The 15179-nt window shown below is 59.0% G+C and carries 16 protein-coding genes; 10 read left to right on the forward strand and 6 right to left on the reverse strand.

Annotated features, from left to right (window positions below):
* Window positions 1-91 precede the first annotated feature (91 nt).
* Entirely contained in the window at window positions 92-2107 is a 2016-nt protein-coding gene (gene tkt / locus ACS5RD_RS17060) for a transketolase (RefSeq protein WP_489928383.1), read from the forward strand.
* 102 nt (window positions 2108-2209) lie between these two features.
* On the opposite strand, the gene ACS5RD_RS17065 is transcribed toward tkt, so the two are convergent.
* On the reverse strand, window positions 2210-3181 hold the full coding sequence (locus tag ACS5RD_RS17065; RefSeq protein ID WP_489928384.1) for a DUF808 domain-containing protein: 972 nt from the start codon (window positions 3179-3181) through the stop codon (window positions 2210-2212).
* A 187-nt stretch (window positions 3182-3368) separates the two neighbouring features.
* On the opposite strand from ACS5RD_RS17065, the gene gap (ACS5RD_RS17070) reads away from it, so the two are divergent.
* From gap (ACS5RD_RS17070) to ACS5RD_RS17085, 4 genes are all read left to right on the forward strand, one after another.
* The gene (gene gap / locus ACS5RD_RS17070) at window positions 3369-4367 is read left to right on the forward strand and encodes a type I glyceraldehyde-3-phosphate dehydrogenase (RefSeq protein WP_489928385.1); all 999 of its coding nucleotides are present in this window, start codon (window positions 3369-3371) and stop codon (window positions 4365-4367) included.
* A gap of 12 nt (window positions 4368-4379) precedes the next feature.
* Window positions 4380-4523 carry a hypothetical protein gene (locus ACS5RD_RS17075; protein WP_054005958.1) on the forward strand — a complete coding sequence of 48 codons (144 nt, stop codon included), beginning with the start codon at window positions 4380-4382 and terminating at the stop codon, window positions 4521-4523.
* Window positions 4524-4613: 90 nt separating this feature from the next.
* The gene (gene gap / locus ACS5RD_RS17080) at window positions 4614-5618 is read left to right on the forward strand and encodes a type I glyceraldehyde-3-phosphate dehydrogenase (RefSeq protein WP_489928386.1); all 1005 of its coding nucleotides are present in this window, start codon (window positions 4614-4616) and stop codon (window positions 5616-5618) included.
* Between the two features lie 229 nt (window positions 5619-5847).
* Window positions 5848-6009, forward strand: coding sequence for a DUF1127 domain-containing protein (locus ACS5RD_RS17085; RefSeq protein WP_202905586.1), 162 nt, complete (start codon window positions 5848-5850; stop codon window positions 6007-6009).
* Between the two features lie 57 nt (window positions 6010-6066).
* Here ACS5RD_RS17085 and ACS5RD_RS17090 read toward each other — a convergent pair whose 3' ends face one another.
* Genes ACS5RD_RS17090 through ACS5RD_RS17100 form a run of 3 tightly spaced genes read right to left on the reverse strand, consistent with a single transcriptional unit; the run spans window position 6067 to window position 8134 of the window.
* Window positions 6067-6588 carry a gamma carbonic anhydrase family protein gene (locus ACS5RD_RS17090; RefSeq protein WP_489928387.1) on the reverse strand — a complete coding sequence of 174 codons (522 nt, stop codon included), beginning with the start codon at window positions 6586-6588 and terminating at the stop codon, window positions 6067-6069.
* Window positions 6585-7232: a guanylate kinase gene (gene gmk, locus ACS5RD_RS17095; RefSeq protein WP_489928388.1), complete on the reverse strand. Its 648-nt coding sequence runs from the start codon at window positions 7230-7232 to the stop codon at window positions 6585-6587. The genes ACS5RD_RS17090 and gmk overlap by 4 nt, the downstream gene beginning before the upstream one ends.
* Before the next feature lie 2 nt (window positions 7233-7234).
* A complete protein-coding gene (locus ACS5RD_RS17100) occupies window positions 7235-8134 on the reverse strand; it encodes a YicC/YloC family endoribonuclease (protein WP_489928389.1) in 900 nt (299 codons plus the stop codon).
* A 172-nt stretch (window positions 8135-8306) separates the two neighbouring features.
* Between ACS5RD_RS17100 and ACS5RD_RS17105 the strand changes: the two genes are divergently transcribed.
* On the forward strand, window positions 8307-8954 hold the full coding sequence (locus ACS5RD_RS17105) for a PAS domain-containing protein (protein WP_489928390.1): 648 nt from the start codon (window positions 8307-8309) through the stop codon (window positions 8952-8954).
* 111 nt (window positions 8955-9065) lie between these two features.
* Here ACS5RD_RS17105 and ACS5RD_RS17110 read toward each other — a convergent pair whose 3' ends face one another.
* On the reverse strand, window positions 9066-10436 hold the full coding sequence (locus ACS5RD_RS17110) for a class II 3-deoxy-7-phosphoheptulonate synthase (RefSeq protein WP_489928391.1): 1371 nt from the start codon (window positions 10434-10436) through the stop codon (window positions 9066-9068).
* A 153-nt stretch (window positions 10437-10589) separates the two neighbouring features.
* Here ACS5RD_RS17110 and ACS5RD_RS17115 point away from each other — a divergent pair, with 153 nt between their 5' ends.
* Window positions 10590-11615 carry a GlxA family transcriptional regulator gene (locus tag ACS5RD_RS17115; RefSeq protein ID WP_054005953.1) on the forward strand — a complete coding sequence of 342 codons (1026 nt, stop codon included), beginning with the start codon at window positions 10590-10592 and terminating at the stop codon, window positions 11613-11615.
* A 6-nt stretch (window positions 11616-11621) separates the two neighbouring features.
* On the opposite strand, the gene ACS5RD_RS17120 is transcribed toward ACS5RD_RS17115, so the two are convergent.
* Window positions 11622-12032 carry a DUF805 domain-containing protein gene (locus ACS5RD_RS17120; RefSeq protein ID WP_489928392.1) on the reverse strand — a complete coding sequence of 137 codons (411 nt, stop codon included), beginning with the start codon at window positions 12030-12032 and terminating at the stop codon, window positions 11622-11624.
* 292 nt (window positions 12033-12324) lie between these two features.
* On the opposite strand from ACS5RD_RS17120, the gene ACS5RD_RS17125 reads away from it, so the two are divergent.
* The 3 genes from ACS5RD_RS17125 (at window position 12325) to ACS5RD_RS17135 (ending at window position 15179) form a co-directional block, all read left to right on the forward strand.
* Window positions 12325-13515 carry an ABC transporter substrate-binding protein gene (locus ACS5RD_RS17125; protein WP_489928393.1) on the forward strand — a complete coding sequence of 397 codons (1191 nt, stop codon included), beginning with the start codon at window positions 12325-12327 and terminating at the stop codon, window positions 13513-13515.
* A gap of 172 nt (window positions 13516-13687) precedes the next feature.
* A complete protein-coding gene (locus tag ACS5RD_RS17130) occupies window positions 13688-14476 on the forward strand; it encodes an ABC transporter ATP-binding protein (protein ID WP_054005950.1) in 789 nt (262 codons plus the stop codon).
* The gene (locus ACS5RD_RS17135; protein WP_054005949.1) at window positions 14469-15179 is read left to right on the forward strand and encodes an ABC transporter ATP-binding protein; all 711 of its coding nucleotides are present in this window, start codon (window positions 14469-14471) and stop codon (window positions 15177-15179) included. Before ACS5RD_RS17130 ends, ACS5RD_RS17135 begins: the two co-directional genes overlap by 8 nt.

The following is a 15179-nucleotide window of genomic DNA, read 5'->3' on the forward strand; positions in this document are numbered from 1 at the left end:
CGTCCAAGGCCTTGCGGGGCGCGCTTGATCTTGCCGCACGGGCTGTTATGCAGCTTTCAGCCCACCCAATCTTATGAACAGGACATCAGCCTTGGATATCCAGACGCTTCGCACCGCCCACCCCGATCATTGGATGCGCGCCGCCGCCATCCGCACGCTGACTTTGGACGCCGTTGCCGCCGCCAATTCCGGCCATTCTGGCATGCCGATGGGCATGGCGGATGTGGCGACGGTGTTGTTTGAAAAACATCTGAAGTTTGATCCGAAAGCGCCGCGTTGGGCGGACCGCGATCGCTTCATTCTGTCGGCGGGCCATGGCTCGATGCTGATCTATTCGCTGCTATACCTTACGGGGTATGCCGATATGACGATTGAGCAGATCAAGAACTTCCGTCAGTGGGGCGCGATTACCGCAGGTCATCCGGAATATGGTCATGTCTCTGGCGTGGAAACCACCACCGGGCCGCTGGGTCAGGGCATTGCCAATTCGGTCGGTTTTGCGATTGCCGAGGAGAATTTGCGGGCGCGTTGGGGGGCTAAGGTTCAGGATCACTATACTTATGTGATCGCGGGCGATGGCTGTCTGATGGAGGGTGTTTCTCAGGAAGCCATTGGTTTGGCTGGGAAACTGCAGTTGAGCCGCTTGATCGTGATGTGGGACAACAACGGCATCACCATTGATGGCAAGGTTTCTATGTCGGATGTGACCGATCAGCGGGCGCGGTTTGCGGCAAGCGGCTGGAATGTGCTGCACTGCGACGGTCATGATCCGGTGGATATTGACCGGGCTTTGACGGCTGCGAAGAAATCCGACAAGCCGACGCTGATTGATTGCAAGACCCATATCGCTTTGGGCCATGCGGCGCAGGATACCTCGAAGGGCCACGGCGCTTTGACCGATGCGGCGCAGATGAAAGCCACGAAAGAGGCTTATGGCTGGACTTCTGAGCCCTTCGTTATTCCCGCCAAGATTAAGGCGCAGTGGGAGGCTTTTGGGGTGCGTGGCGGTGTGGCACATGCTGAATGGGAGGCGCGGTTTGCGGCGCTTTCCCCGGCCAAGCAGGCTGAATTCAAACGGATTTTCGCGGGCGATGTGGTGGCGAAACTGCCAGCGGTCATTCGCGGCGTGAAGAAGGCGGCCTCGGAAGGGAGAGCAAAGCTTGCCACCCGTTCGGCGTCCGAAAAAGTGCTGGCGGCGGTGAACCCGATTTTGCCGGAAACCATTGGCGGCTCGGCGGATTTGACCGGATCGGTCAACACCAAGACCGCTGATCTGGGGGTGTTTGGCGTTGAGGACCGCAAGGGTCGCTACGTCTATTATGGCATCCGCGAGCATGGCATGGCTTCAGCGATGAACGGCATGGCTTTGCATGGCGGGGTGCGCCCGTATTCGGGCACCTTCATGTGCTTCACCGATTATGCGCGGCCCGCGATGCGTCTGTCGGCGCTGATGGGGATTCCGGTGGTCTATGTGATGACGCATGATTCCATCGGTTTGGGCGAGGATGGCCCGACCCACCAGCCGGTGGAGCATCTGGCGATTTCGCGGGCGACCCCGAATACTTATGTTTTCCGCCCGGCGGATTTGGTCGAGACGGCTGAGGCCTGGGAGATTGCGCTGACCTCGAAGAAAACGCCTTCGGTGCTGGCGCTGAGCCGTCAAAATCTGCCGACCGTGCGCAAGGTGCATACCAACACCAATATGGTCGCCAAGGGCGCTTATGTGCTGGAGGAGGCCGTCGGCAAGCGGCAGGTCATTCTGATGGCGACGGGCTCGGAAGTGGAAATCGCGTTGAAAGCCCGCGATCTGCTGCAAGCCGAAGGCATTGGCACGCGGGTTGTGTCGGTGCCGTCGATGGAATTGTTTGCGGCACAGGACGAGGCTTATCGCCGCAAAGTGCTGCCAGCTGGTCCGGTGCGGGTGGCGATTGAAGCCGGCGTGCGTCAGGGCTGGGATCGCTGGTTGCTCGGCGAGCGTGGCCGTGATGGCAAGGCTGATTTCGTTGGGATGTCGAGCTTTGGTGCATCTGCTCCCATGGAGCGGCTGTACAAAGAGTTTGGCATCACGGCAGACAACGCGGTGGCCAAGGTCAAAGCGTTGCTGTGATGTGAATGGTGCGGTGGGGTTAAACCCCACCCTACCCTCACGGCGTTTGCGGATTTTGTTAAAATCCGGGACGAAATTTCTCAAATTTCGATGGGGCCGCGCTTAATGCGCGGCCTTTTTCGTTCCGGTGATTGCAGCCCAAGCGGGCAGCACGATTTTTGTGGTAACGGGAATCAGAGCCAAGCCCAAGGCCAGACCCAGCACGCCATCGCAGGCGGCGGTCACGGCCCACTCCACCAGACCAGCGGCTTGCGGCAAGGTCTCGGCTGCGGCGACGGCCCAATGGTGGATGGTGCTGTAGGGTTCGTGTTGGCCCAAAACGTCCAGACCGTGCACGATGATATTGCCGCCAACCCAGAGCATCGCGAGGGTGCCGACGGTAGAGAGGAAGCTCATCAGTTTTGGCATCGCGGTGACAAGGCCACGGCCAAAGGCGCGGGCGGCAGAGGTTTTGCGGTTCGCCGCCATGTGCAGGCCGATGTCGTCCATTTTGACGATCAAAGCCACCGCGCCGTAAACCACGACGGTGATCATGGTGCCGACGATGGCGAGGGTGATCGCCTCCATCCAGAAGCTGCCTGCCGGGATGGCAGCGAGGGCGATGGTCATGATCTCAGCCGACAGGATGAAATCGGTTTTGATCGCGCCTGCGACCTTTTCTTCTTCGAGATGGGCGGGGTCTTTGGTGTCGAAATCGGCCTCGATCTGCTCATCGGCATGGGGCATCAAAGCGTGATAGACCTTTTCCGCACCCTCAAAGCACAGATAGGCCCCGCCCAGCATCAGCAAGGGCGTGATGGCTTGCGGCAGGAAAGCGTTCAGCGCCAACAGGCCGGGCAGCAGGATAATCAGCTTGTTTTTCAACGAGCCCTTGGCGATGCGGTAGATGATCGGCAGCTCGCGCTTGGCCTCAAAACCGTGGACGTATTTCGGCGTCACAGCGGCATCGTCGATCACCACGCCAGCCGCTTTCGCCCCGGCTTTCGCCGCAGCCCCGGCGATGTCATCAATCGAAGCCGCCGCGACTTTGGCGATGGCCGCGACATCATCCAGTAGTGCCAGTAAACCGCTCATGCCTGCCCCAAGGTTGTTTGAGGTTATTTAGGGGCTGCACCGGCAAAAGGCAAAGCCTGTGACTTGTTAGCGCGAACAGACAATGTTTGCGATAACATATTGAATTTGTGTCGTTTTTATACTTTTCGCCCGCGTCCGGCTTGCCTATAGCAAAATGGGATAGAGGTCGAAACCAAGGGGTGCGCGCATGATAACCATCGGGATCAACGGATTTGGCCGCATTGGCCGCTGCACTTTGGCGCATATTGCCGAGTCCGCGCGCAATGATGTGCAGGTGGTGGCGATCAATGCGACTGGGCCGATTGAGACCAATGCCCACCTGCTGAAATATGATTCGGTGCATGGGCGGTTTCCGGGTGTGGTGAAGATCTCGGGCAATGAGCTGGACCTTGGACGTGGGCCGATGCGGGTGATGAGCACCTATAACCCCGAAGAATTGGATTGGGACGGCGTCGATGTGGTGCTGGAATGCACCGGGCAGTTCAACGAGCGTGAGAAGGCAGCGGTGCATCTGGGGCGCGGCGCGAAGCGGGTGTTGGTCTCGGCCCCTGCCAAGCGCGCGGATATGACGGTGGTGTATGGCGTCAATCATCGCGCGCTGACGGCGGATCATCATGTGGTTTCCAACGCATCTTGCACGACGAACTGCCTCGCGCCTTTGGCGAAGGTTTTGAACGATGCCATTGGGATTGAAAGCGGGATCATGACGACGATCCACAGCTATACCGGCGATCAGCCGACTTTGGACCGCCGCCACAAGGATCTTTACCGCGCACGGGCGGCTTCTATGGCGATGATTCCGACCTCGACGGGTGCGGCCCGTGCGCTGGGGGATGTCCTGCCGGAATTGGCGGGGCTGCTGGATGGATCCTCCATCCGGGTGCCAACGCCGAATGTCTCGGCGGTGGATCTGACCTTCATCGCGAAGAAATCGGTGACGGTGAATGAGGTCAATGAGATCGTGCGCGCGGCGGCCTCGGGCTATATGGGCATGGTGATGGCCTATGACCCGGAACCCAAAGTATCAATCGACTTCAATCATACGCCACATTCGTCTATCTTCGCGCCAGACCAGACCAAAGTTGTGGGACGCTCGGTGCGGGTTTTGGCTTGGTATGACAATGAATGGGGCTTTTCCTGCCGCATGGCCGATGTGGCCGGGGTGATGGGGCGGCTGCTGCAATAAAGCGGAGATGCCGTGACCGACCGTATTGCTTTGGTGCTTGCCCTGCTGATTGCCGCCGCGATTGCGGCGGATGCGGCGTTCAACAGTGGTCACGCTTCGGTGTTTTTGCTACGCAAGCTTGGCGATCTGGTTCAATATGTGATGATCTGGCGGTAAGGTTCGCCTTTATCGTTGATTGTCACGCCAATTTCGTGATGTTAGCGCTAGCATTTCGCGCGTGAGTCGCGCTGTTTTCAGGAGGTTTGCATGGCCGTAAAAGTCGCCATTAACGGATTTGGCCGCATTGGCCGCAACGTGCTGCGCGCGATCATCGAATCGGGACGCACCGATATCGACGTGATCGCGATCAACGATCTGGGCCCAGTGGAAACCAACGCGCATTTGCTGCGCTTTGATTCGGTGCATGGCCGCTTCCCGCATGTGGTGACCACCACCGCCGACACGATTGATGTGGGCCGTGGGCCGATGCGGGTGACGGCTCTGCGCAATCCGGCGGAATTGCCGTGGGGCGATGTCGATATCGTGCTGGAATGCACAGGGATTTTCACCAGCAAAGAGAAGTGCAAGGCACATCTTGAGAATGGTGCGAAACGCGTGCTGATCTCGGCCCCGGGTGAGGATGCGGATAAGACCATCGTTTATGGGGTGAACCATGACACGCTGACTTCGGCGGATTTGGTGGTTTCCAACGCCTCTTGCACCACCAACTGCCTGTCGCCGGTGGCTTACGTGCTGAACAAGCTGATCGGCATCGAAAAAGGCATGATGACGACGATCCACAGCTATACTGGCGATCAGCCGACACTGGATACCATGCACAAGGACCTGTATCGCGGACGCGCTGCGGCTTTGAGCATGATCCCGACTTCGACCGGGGCTGCTAAGGCGGTTGGTCTGGTGCTGCCCGAACTGAAAGGCCGTTTGGATGGCTTCGCAATTCGCGTCCCCACCCCGAACGTCTCAGTGGTCGATCTGAAGTTCATCGCAAAACGTGCGACGAGCGTTGAAGAAATCAACGCGGCGATCAAAGCGGCTGCGACTTCCGGGCCGTTGAAGGGGATTCTAGGTTATACCGAGTTCAAGAATGTCTCGTCGGATTTCAACCATGACCCGCATTCCTCGGTGTTCCACATGGATCAGACCAAGGTGATGGACGGCACGTTCTGCTCGATCCTGTCGTGGTACGACAATGAATGGGGCTTCTCGAACCGGATGGCGGATACCGCTGTGGCGATGGGTAAGCTGATCTGACCTTGACGTAGGGCGGAATTCGCGCGAATTCCGGCACGATTTCTGATAGAAATCGGTTTGGGGGTGCCCTTGGGTGCCCCTTTCCGTTACCGCGCACAAGCCATGCACAAAACGCAATGCCGCATCGCAGCATTGTCGGTTGTTGGCGCTAACAGCTTTCCTATATTCTGATCATGCGAAAGGGACAAAGCCATCCGGGCCAAGTCATCGCAGAGGAAAAGGAAACACTATGAAATCGCTTATTGCTCAACTGCGTACCGCTGCCGAGAAACATGCCCTGTATCGTCGCACCCGTGACGAAATTGCTGGGATGCCGCGCCGGGTCGCACTCGATCTGGGCATCTTCCCCGAGGATGCAGAACGCATCGCCCGCAAGGCTGTCTGGGGTTAAGCTGCCGGGCTCTGGCCTGAAAATCTACGACGTTTCGGGGGCCAATCAGCCCCCTTTTTATTTGAGCAATACCAGCCCCTTGGCAAAGCGCCTCGCGTTGGCTTGATAGCCGGTCGCCGATTTCAGCAGCCGCGCTTGCGCCTCGGCGTCCAACTGGCGCACCACCTTGCCGGGCGCGCCCATCACCAAGCTGCCATCGGGAATCTCTTTGCCTTCGGTGATCAGCGCCCCTGCCCCGATCAGGCAGCCTTTACCGATTTTGGCCCCGTTCAGGATGGTCGCGCCCATGCCGATCAAGCTGCCCTCGCCAATGGTGCAGCCGTGCAGCATCGCCTTGTGGCCGATGGTACAGTTGGCACCGATGGTCAGCGGATAGCCCATATCGGTGTGCAGCACCGAATTTTCCTGAATGTTGCTGCCGCGCCCGACGAAGATTTCTTCATTGTCTCCACGCAAGATCGCCCCGAACCAGATGTTCGCGTCTTGCTCCAGTGTGATCTTGCCGATCAGCACGGCAGTGTCGGCGACCCAAGCCGAAGGGTCAATTTGCGGGGTCATTCCGTCGAGTAAGTAGATCATCGGGTTTCAAACTCTCGGTTCAGATTGCGGACGAAATCGGACAGATCAGGTTGACGGTCGCGTTTCAGGCGTTCTGCTCGAAGAATGGCCGTCAACTCATTGAACGCACTGTCGATATCGCGATTGATGATGACGTAGTCATATTCGGCCCAATGGCTGATTTCATCGCGGGATTTCTCCATTCGGCCTGCGATGATCTCGTCTGAATCCTGCGCGCGGGCGCGCAGGCGGGCTTCCAATTCAGCGATGGAAGGCGGCAGGATGAAGATCGACACCACGTCGCGACCCAAGGATGAGTTGCGGATTTGCTGGCCGCCTTGCCAATCAATATCAAACAGAGTGTCGCGGCCTTCACGCATGGCAGCCTCGACCGGGGCTTTTGGCGAGCCGTAAAAGTTGCCGAACACTTCGGCATGTTCCAACATCTCATCGGCTTGCACGAGGGCCTCGAAGGCGGCGCGGCTGTGGAAATAGTATTCCCGGCCATCTTGTTCGCCGGGGCGCGGTTGGCGGGTGGTGGCCGAGATGGAAAAGCGCAAGGTCGGGTCCCATTGCATCAGCCTGCGGGCGAGGGTGGATTTGCCCGCACCGGACGGTGAGGACAGGATCAGCAAAAGGCCGCGTCGGGTGAGGGTTTGGGCCATGATTATTCCACGTTTTGAACCTGTTCGCGCATCTGATCTATCACGGTCTTCAGGTCAAGCCCGATGCGGGTGAGTGAAAGGCTTTGAGATTTGGAACACAAGGTATTGGCCTCGCGCATGAATTCCTGCATCAGAAAATCAAATTTGCGGCCCACCTGCCCCGCTTCAGTCAACAGATCACGGGCAGCTTCAATATGGGCGCGCAGGCGGTCGAGTTCTTCGGTGACATCGTTTTTTACTGCGGTCAGGGCGAGTTCTTGGGCGAGGCGCGTCTCGTCGACGCCTTCGGCATTGACGAGGACTTTCGTGAGCGCGTCGCGCAGGGTGGCGGGGGCTGCGTCGCGGCGGGCGGTGGCCTCGGTGTCAGCTTGTTGGGTGAGATCGGTGATCTTGTCGAGTTGGGCGGCGATCACGCTGTTCAGGGCAACGCCTTCGGCGGCGCGCATGGCTCGGAAATCGCTGAGCAATCCGGGCAAGTCGTCGAGAAGGGCGGTGCGGATCGGGGTGGGGTCGGTGTCGGTGCTAGCGGCATCAATGACGCCACGCGCGGCGAGAACGTCGGCGCTGGTGGGCTGGCCAAGAGTAACCCCTGCGGCCATAGCTGCGTCTTCGATTTGGGCCAAGGCGCTGAGGACGGCGGACAGCGTGGCGGGGTTGAGGCGGAGGGGTTCGGCACCCTCGGCCCCAGCATCGCGGGTAGCTTTCAGCGACAGGCTGACGTTGCCGCGGTGCAGGGCGCGGCTGAGTTCGGCGCGCAGGGCGAGTTCCAAGCCGTCGATCCAATCGGGCAGACGCAGGCGCAGGTCAAGGCCCTTGCCGTTCACCGAGCGGATGTCCCAAGCCCAAGCATAGCCCGCCCCCTGCCCTTTGCGTGCGGCGAATCCTGTCATCGAAACTGTCATCGCTTGCTCCTTTGGCACCGTTCGCTGGTGACGCTTGGGTGTTTACCATTTGTTGAGATTGTCTGCAAAACGCGCGGCAACCGGTGTATGTTAACTTATCAGTAAGCAATCTTAAGTTGAGCCACTCTACACGCTTGGATTGCCGCAACCCGATGCCTGTGGAGGGCCTACGATGTTAACTTTCTTTGGTAAAGGCCGGCATGGCAAGGGCGGTGATCGCAGCGGGTCTTCGACGGATATGCTGGCGGTGTTGCAGGTCGTGCGCGGCTATTGGGAGGCGTTGCGGGTGGCGGGGGGCTTGCCTCAGCGCGGCCAGATTGATCCGCGCGGGATGGCCGATTGTCTGGATAAGGTATTTTTGATCGAGCAGATTGCACCGGGGCTGGCGCGGTTTCGCCTTGCCGGGATGGCTTTGAACGATCTGCTGGGGATGGATGTACGGGGGATGCCGCTGTCGGCGTTGTTTGAACCGGTGGCACGGGCGCGAATTGGGCATGAGTTGGAGCAGGTGTTCGCCTCTCCGGCGATCATGGAGGTTTGGCTGGAGGCGGAGCGTTCGGTGGGGCGGCCTGCCCTGTCGGGGCGGATGTTGCTGTTGCCGCTGGCCTCGGTTGCGGGTGAGCCAAAGCTGGCTTTGGGCTGTTTGGTGACGGAAGGTCAGTTGGGGCGGCAGCCGCGACGATTTGCGATTTCCGGGCTGGTGCGGGAATTGGTGGCGGGGTCGGGTTTGCGCGTGGTGCCGGATGCGGAGCCTGTTGAGCCTGCGCCACCGCGCAGTTCCGGGCGGGCAGAGTTGCGATTGGTGACTTCGTGCGGCTAGCAAGAAGGGGGCTTTCCGCCCCCTAACCCCCGAGGACATTTGCACCAATGTGAAATGCAAAAGGGGCGGGAATTTATGTCGCCGCCCCTTTTGTTTTAATGTTCTTGGTGCTTACAGCGCGACGCGGCGGGCAGCTTCGCGTTGAGCGGAAAGTTCTTCCGAAACGAGGAACGCCAGTTCCAGCGACTGCGACGCATTCAGGCGCGGATCGCAGGCGGTGTGGTAGCGGTCGGACAGATTTTCATCGGTCACAGCACGCAGGCCACCGGTACATTCGGTGACGTCTTGGCCGGTCATCTCAAAATGCACGCCGCCCGGCACGGTGCCTTCGGCTTTGTGGATCTGGAAGAATTCGCGAACCTCGCGCAGCACCGATTCAAAGGGGCGGGTTTTGTAGCCCGAGGCCGCTTTGATGGTGTTGCCGTGCATCGGATCGCAGGACCAGACCACATTGGCGCCTTCTTCCTGCACGGCTTTGATCAGGCGCGGCAGGTTTTCACCCACCTTGCCTGCGCCAAAGCGCGCGATCAGGGTCAGACGCCCCGCCTCATTCTGCGGGTTCAGCTTGGCCATCAATACCTTAAGATCGTCCGCCGTGGTGGTCGGGCCGCATTTCAAGCCGATCGGGTTCAGTACGCCGCGCGCAAATTCGACATGCGCGCCGTCGGGCTGACGGGTGCGGTCGCCGATCCAGATCATATGGCCCGAACCAGCCACGTTCTGGCCGGTGATGCTGTCAACCCGGCAGAGCGCCTCTTCATATTCCAGCAGCAGCGACTCGTGGCTGGTGTAGAAATCGACGGTTGCCAGCGACGGCGCAGAATCGGAATTGATGCCCGCGGCAGACATGAAGTCGAGCGCATCGGAAATGCGGTTCGAGAGTTCGCGGTAACGCTCGGCCTTGTCGTGCTCGGCGAAGCCAAGGGTCCAGGAGTGGACGCGGTGGATATCGGCGAAACCACCCGTCGAGAACGCGCGCAGCAGGTTCAGAGAGGCGGCGGCTTGGGTATAGGCTTGCAGCATCCGCGACGGATCGGGGCGGCGCGCCTCAACCGTGGCGTCAAAGCCGTTGATGATGTCGCCGCGGTAGGACGGGTATTCGATGCCGCCGATCATTTCGGTATTTGCCGAGCGCGGTTTGGCAAACTGGCCAGCCATGCGGCCAACTTTGATCACCGGCACTTTCGCACCATAGGTCAGCACGACCGCCATTTGCAGCATGACGCGGAAGGTATCGCGGATGTTGTCGGCAGAGAACTCGGAGAAGCTTTCGGCGCAGTCGCCGCCTTGCAGCAGGAAGGCCTTACCCTCGCCCGCCAAGGCCAGTTGCTTTTTCAGCTTGCGCGCCTCGCCTGCAAACACCAGCGGGGGATACTTGGCCAGTTGCGCCTCAACCGTGTTGAGTGCAGCGGTGTCCGGATAATCGGGCATTTGCACGCGCGGTTTTGCGCGCCAATCCGACTTTGTCCAACCCTTGGTCATGGGAGTTCCCCCTCTGTTAGCGATATCGGGGCGGTATAGAAAAAATATGCGGGATTGCAAAGAGCGAAAGGCGGTGTTTGTGCATGGTTCGCTCTTGCGGAAGCCGTTATTTCCTGTTTCCTTGCGTCGAAACCGACACAAACAGGTCGCAACATGCCCGCCCCTACGCGCAAAGCCACCCAAGTAGAAAAGGCTGACGCGCCGCGTCGGTTTGTCTTCTTGCTGCTGGACAAGTTCACCATGATCAATTTCGCAGGCGCTATTGAGCCTTTGCGACTGGCCAATCACGTGATGGGCTATCCGATTTACTCTTGGGCCTTGTGCGGCGAAGGCGGGGTCGAGAAGACCTGTTCCAGCGGGGCGACCTTTAAGCTCGACTTCGGCTTGGACGAGGTGGACCGCGAAGACACCATTCTGGTCTGCGGTGGTATTGAGATCCAACGCACCACCACCAAGCCGGTGATCGGCTGGCTGCGCCGGGAAGCTCGGCGCGGCGTGGCGATTGGCGGGCTTTGCACCGGGGCTTATGCGCTGGCCAAGGCCGGGTTGCTGGATGGCAAGAAAGCGACGATCCATTGGGAGAACCAAGACGGCTTTGCCGAGGAGTTCGAGGAGGTCAAGCTGACCAAATCGGTGTTCGTGATGGATGGTAATCGCTGGTCTACGGCGGGCGGGATTTCGTCGATTGATCTGATGTTGCGGATCATCGCCTCGGATCACGGTGAGGACCTGGCGAATAACGTAGCCGATTTGATGATCTATTCCACCATCCGCACCGATCAGGACACCCAGCGGCTGTCGATCCCGACCCGGATCGGGGTGCGGCATCCGAAATTGTCTCAGGTTATCCAGATGATGGAAAACGCCATCGAAGACCCGATGAGCCCTGCGGATTTGGCCGAGGACGTGGGGATGTCTACGCGGCAATTGGAGCGGTTGTTCCGGCGGTATCTCAATCGCTCGCCGAAGCGCTATTACATGGAATTGCGGCTGCAAAAAGCGCGCAACCTATTGATGCAGACCGATATGTCGGTGATCAACGTGGCTTTGGCTTGTGGCTTTGCCAGCCCGTCGCATTTCTCAAAATGCTATCGCAGTCATTACAACACCACGCCTTACCGCGAGCGGGGCACCCAAGGGATGCCCAGCCCCGGCATTGGTGTGCGGCTGTCGATCTGAGGCCGATCAGAACACGTTAGCGTTAGTGCCGCTCAGAGGGTCGGCGCCGAAGCGATTGCCGCCAACTGTACCGCGCGAGCAGAACCAGACCAGCAGGATGATCGCCCCCACCAGTGGGATGAGACCGATCAGCAGCCACCAGCCGGATCTGTCGGTATCGTGCAAGCGGCGCACCGAAACTGCGATCCCCGGCAATATGTTGACCAGCGACCAGATCGTTGAAAAGATACCGCCCGCCACGGCGAACTCCATAGAACCCGCGCCACGGCTGAACGAGCCGCCGCCTTCAAGCAGCGCGATAACAAGCGCCACAACGATTTGAAACAACGTCCACCACCAATAGGCAGAGCGCTGCGAACGGTCCGAGAAGTTTACATAGTTCGCATAGCCAGATTTCACGGCTTCGACAAAATTCATTTCCAACCTCACAAAATGCTATTCGGCAACCTTGCACGCGGTCCGATAATCTGTCCAGAAAATGCAAGCCCAAGCTGCAACGCCGCTCGCTTTTTCAGCAAACGCTACCGGTTTCACCGCTCCACACTACTTTAAGCTTGAAATAATGCCATTCCGCCAGTAGCCTGCTTGCAACCTGCTGCAGCCAAAGCTGATGTATCGGAAGAAAATGTTGTCATTCAAGACGCTTTTCTTTTGCGAAACGCCGCTCTAGGCTCGATGGCAGGATTGCGATCCAACATGGGAGATAACAATGAAAAAACTGCTTTTGGCCTCGGCGGCAACCGCCCTTATGGCTGGTGCTGCTTCGGCGGAAGATGTGAAAATTGGCATTCTGATCGGCTTTACCGGGCCAATCGAATCGCTGACCGGCCATATGGCCAATGCGGCTGAATTGGCGATGTCGGAAGCCAATGCTTCGGGCAAAGCGCTGAACGGCTGGAACTTTGTTCCGGTGCGCGCCGATGACACCTGCGGCGACTCGGCGGCTGGCACCGCTGCGGCAGAGCGGATCGTCACGGCTGACGGCGTAAAAGGCATCATGGGTGGCGATTGCTCGGGCGTGACCGGTGCTGTGCTGCAAAACGTAGCACGCCCGAACGGCATCGTGATGGTCTCGCCTTCGGCTACCTCGCCTGCCCTTTCGACCGCTGAAGATGATGGTCTGTTCTTCCGCACCGCACCTTCGGATGCACGCGAAGGCGAAGTCATGGGAGACATTCTGGTCGAGCATGGCGTGAAGTCGATTGCGCTGACCTATTCCAACACAGACTACGGCAAGGGTCTGGCAGAGGCGATCTCGGCTGCTTTCACCGCCAAAGGCGGCACCGTGACCATCAACATCCCGCATGAAGATGGCAAGGCTGATTACTCGGCTGAAGTCGCGTCTTTGGCAGCGGCTGGCGGCGATCTGCTGGTTGTGGCGGGCTATCTTGACCAAGGCGGCAAGGGCATCATCCAAGCGTCGCTCGACGCGGGAGCTTTCACCAAGTTCGGTCTGCCGGGCGGTATGGTGGGGGACAACCTGCCAAAATCCATCGGTCCGGCTTTGGACGGCTCGTATGGCCAAGTCGCACAATCGGACAGCCCCGGCGCTGCGATCCTGACTGAAATGGGCAAAAAATCGGCAGCACCTTTTGATGCGACCTCGCCCTATTCGATGGAATCCTATGACGCGGCGGCATTGATCATGCTGGCGATGCAAGCGGCGAATTCGACTGACTCCAAAGTTTACAAAGACAAGATGATGGAAGTTGCCAACGCTCCGGGTGAGAAAATCCTGCCCGGCGAGATCGGCAAGGCGCTGGAGTTGATCGCGGCAGGCAAAGACATCGACTATGATGGCGCGTCGGGCGTGGAACTGATCGGCCCGGGCGAAAGCGCTGGCCGCTACCGCGAGTTCGAAATCAAGGGCGGCGTCTACGAGACGGTCAAGTTCCGTTGATTTCGACCCTGAAGTGATCTAAGTGCGGCCCGGGGTTACGCCTCGGGCCGTTGCTGTAAGTAAACGCGCCCGCATGGGGTTCCATGCAAACCAAAACGGCAGCATGGCTTGCCATGCAAACAAACACGCTCGCATGGGATTCCATGACAAGAAGCGGGGACTAGGGGGAAATATGATCGTTGTCGAAGACCTGCACAGGCATTTCGGCGGCTTTAGGGCTGTTGATGGCGCATCATTGGAGATAAAGGCCGGGTCGATCACCGGGCTGATCGGGCCGAATGGCGCGGGCAAGACCACATTGTTCAACGTGATCGCAGGACGGCTTCCACCAACCAGCGGACGGGTGAAGATGGCGGGCGAAGATATCACCGGGCTGCCGCCGCATGAGTTGTTCGGCAAGGGTCTGCTGCGCACCTTCCAGATCGCGCATGAATTTGGCAGCATGACGGTGCGGGAAAACCTGATGATGGTGCCAGCGGCGCAATCCGGGGAGAGCCTGTGGAACGCCTGTTTCCGCCGTGGCGCTGTGGCTGCCGAGGAAAAGCGCATCCGCGAGAAGGCTGATGAGGTGTTGGAGTTTCTGACCATCACCCATCTGGCCGATCAACGCGCCGCCAATATCTCGGGCGGGCAGAAAAAACTGCTGGAGTTGGGTCGCACCATGATGGTCGATGCCAAGATGGTGTTTCTCGATGAGGTCGGCGCGGGCGTCAATCGTACTCTGCTCAACACCATTGGCGACGCCATCGTGCGACTGAACAAAGAGCGCGGCTATACGTTCTGCGTCATCGAACATGACATGGATTTCATCGCCCGCATCTGCAACCCGGTGATCTGCATGGCCGAGGGCAAAGTGCTGGCGCAGGGGACGGTTGAGGAAGTGAAGAACAACGAAAAGGTCATTGAGGCTTATTTGGGCACCGGGCTGAAGAACAAGGTGAAGGAAGCGGCGCATGTCTGAACCCTTCCTGATTGGTGAGAATATGACGGGTGGCTATGGCCCGGTCGATATTCTGCACAACTGCACGATTGCCGTCGAAAAAGGCCAGATCGCGGTGATCGTGGGTCCGAATGGCGCGGGCAAATCCACAGCGATGAAGGCGGTTTTTGGCATGCTCAATCTGCGCGGTGGCCGGGTGATGCTGGACGGTGAGGATATCACCAAGCTTTCGCCGCAGGCCCGCGTGCATAAGGGCATGGGCTTTGTGCCGCAGACCAGCAACATTTTCACCAGCATGACGGTGGAAGAAAACCTTGAGATGGGGGCGTTCATTCGCACCGATGATATCAAAGACACCATGGCGCAGATTTATGATCTGTTCCCGATCCTGAAGCAAAAGCGCTATCAGGCGGCGGGGGAGCTTTCGGGCGGGCAGCGTCAGCAGGTCGCCGTGGGTCGCGCGCTGATGACGCAGCCGAAGGTTTTGATGCTGGACGAGCCGACCGCTGGCGTGTCGCCGATTGTGATGGACGAGTTGTTTGACCGCATCATCGAGGTCGCCCGCACCGGGATTTCCATTCTGATGGTGGAACAAAACGCCCGCCAAGCGCTTGATATTGCCGACAAAGGCTATGTTCTGGTGCAGGGCGCCAATCGCTTTACCGACACGGGCCAAGCGCTGCTTGCCGATCCCGAAGTCCGTCGTTCGTTCTTGGGGGGCTGA

It is taken from the genome of Cypionkella sp. PAMC25878, assembly GCF_058135695.1.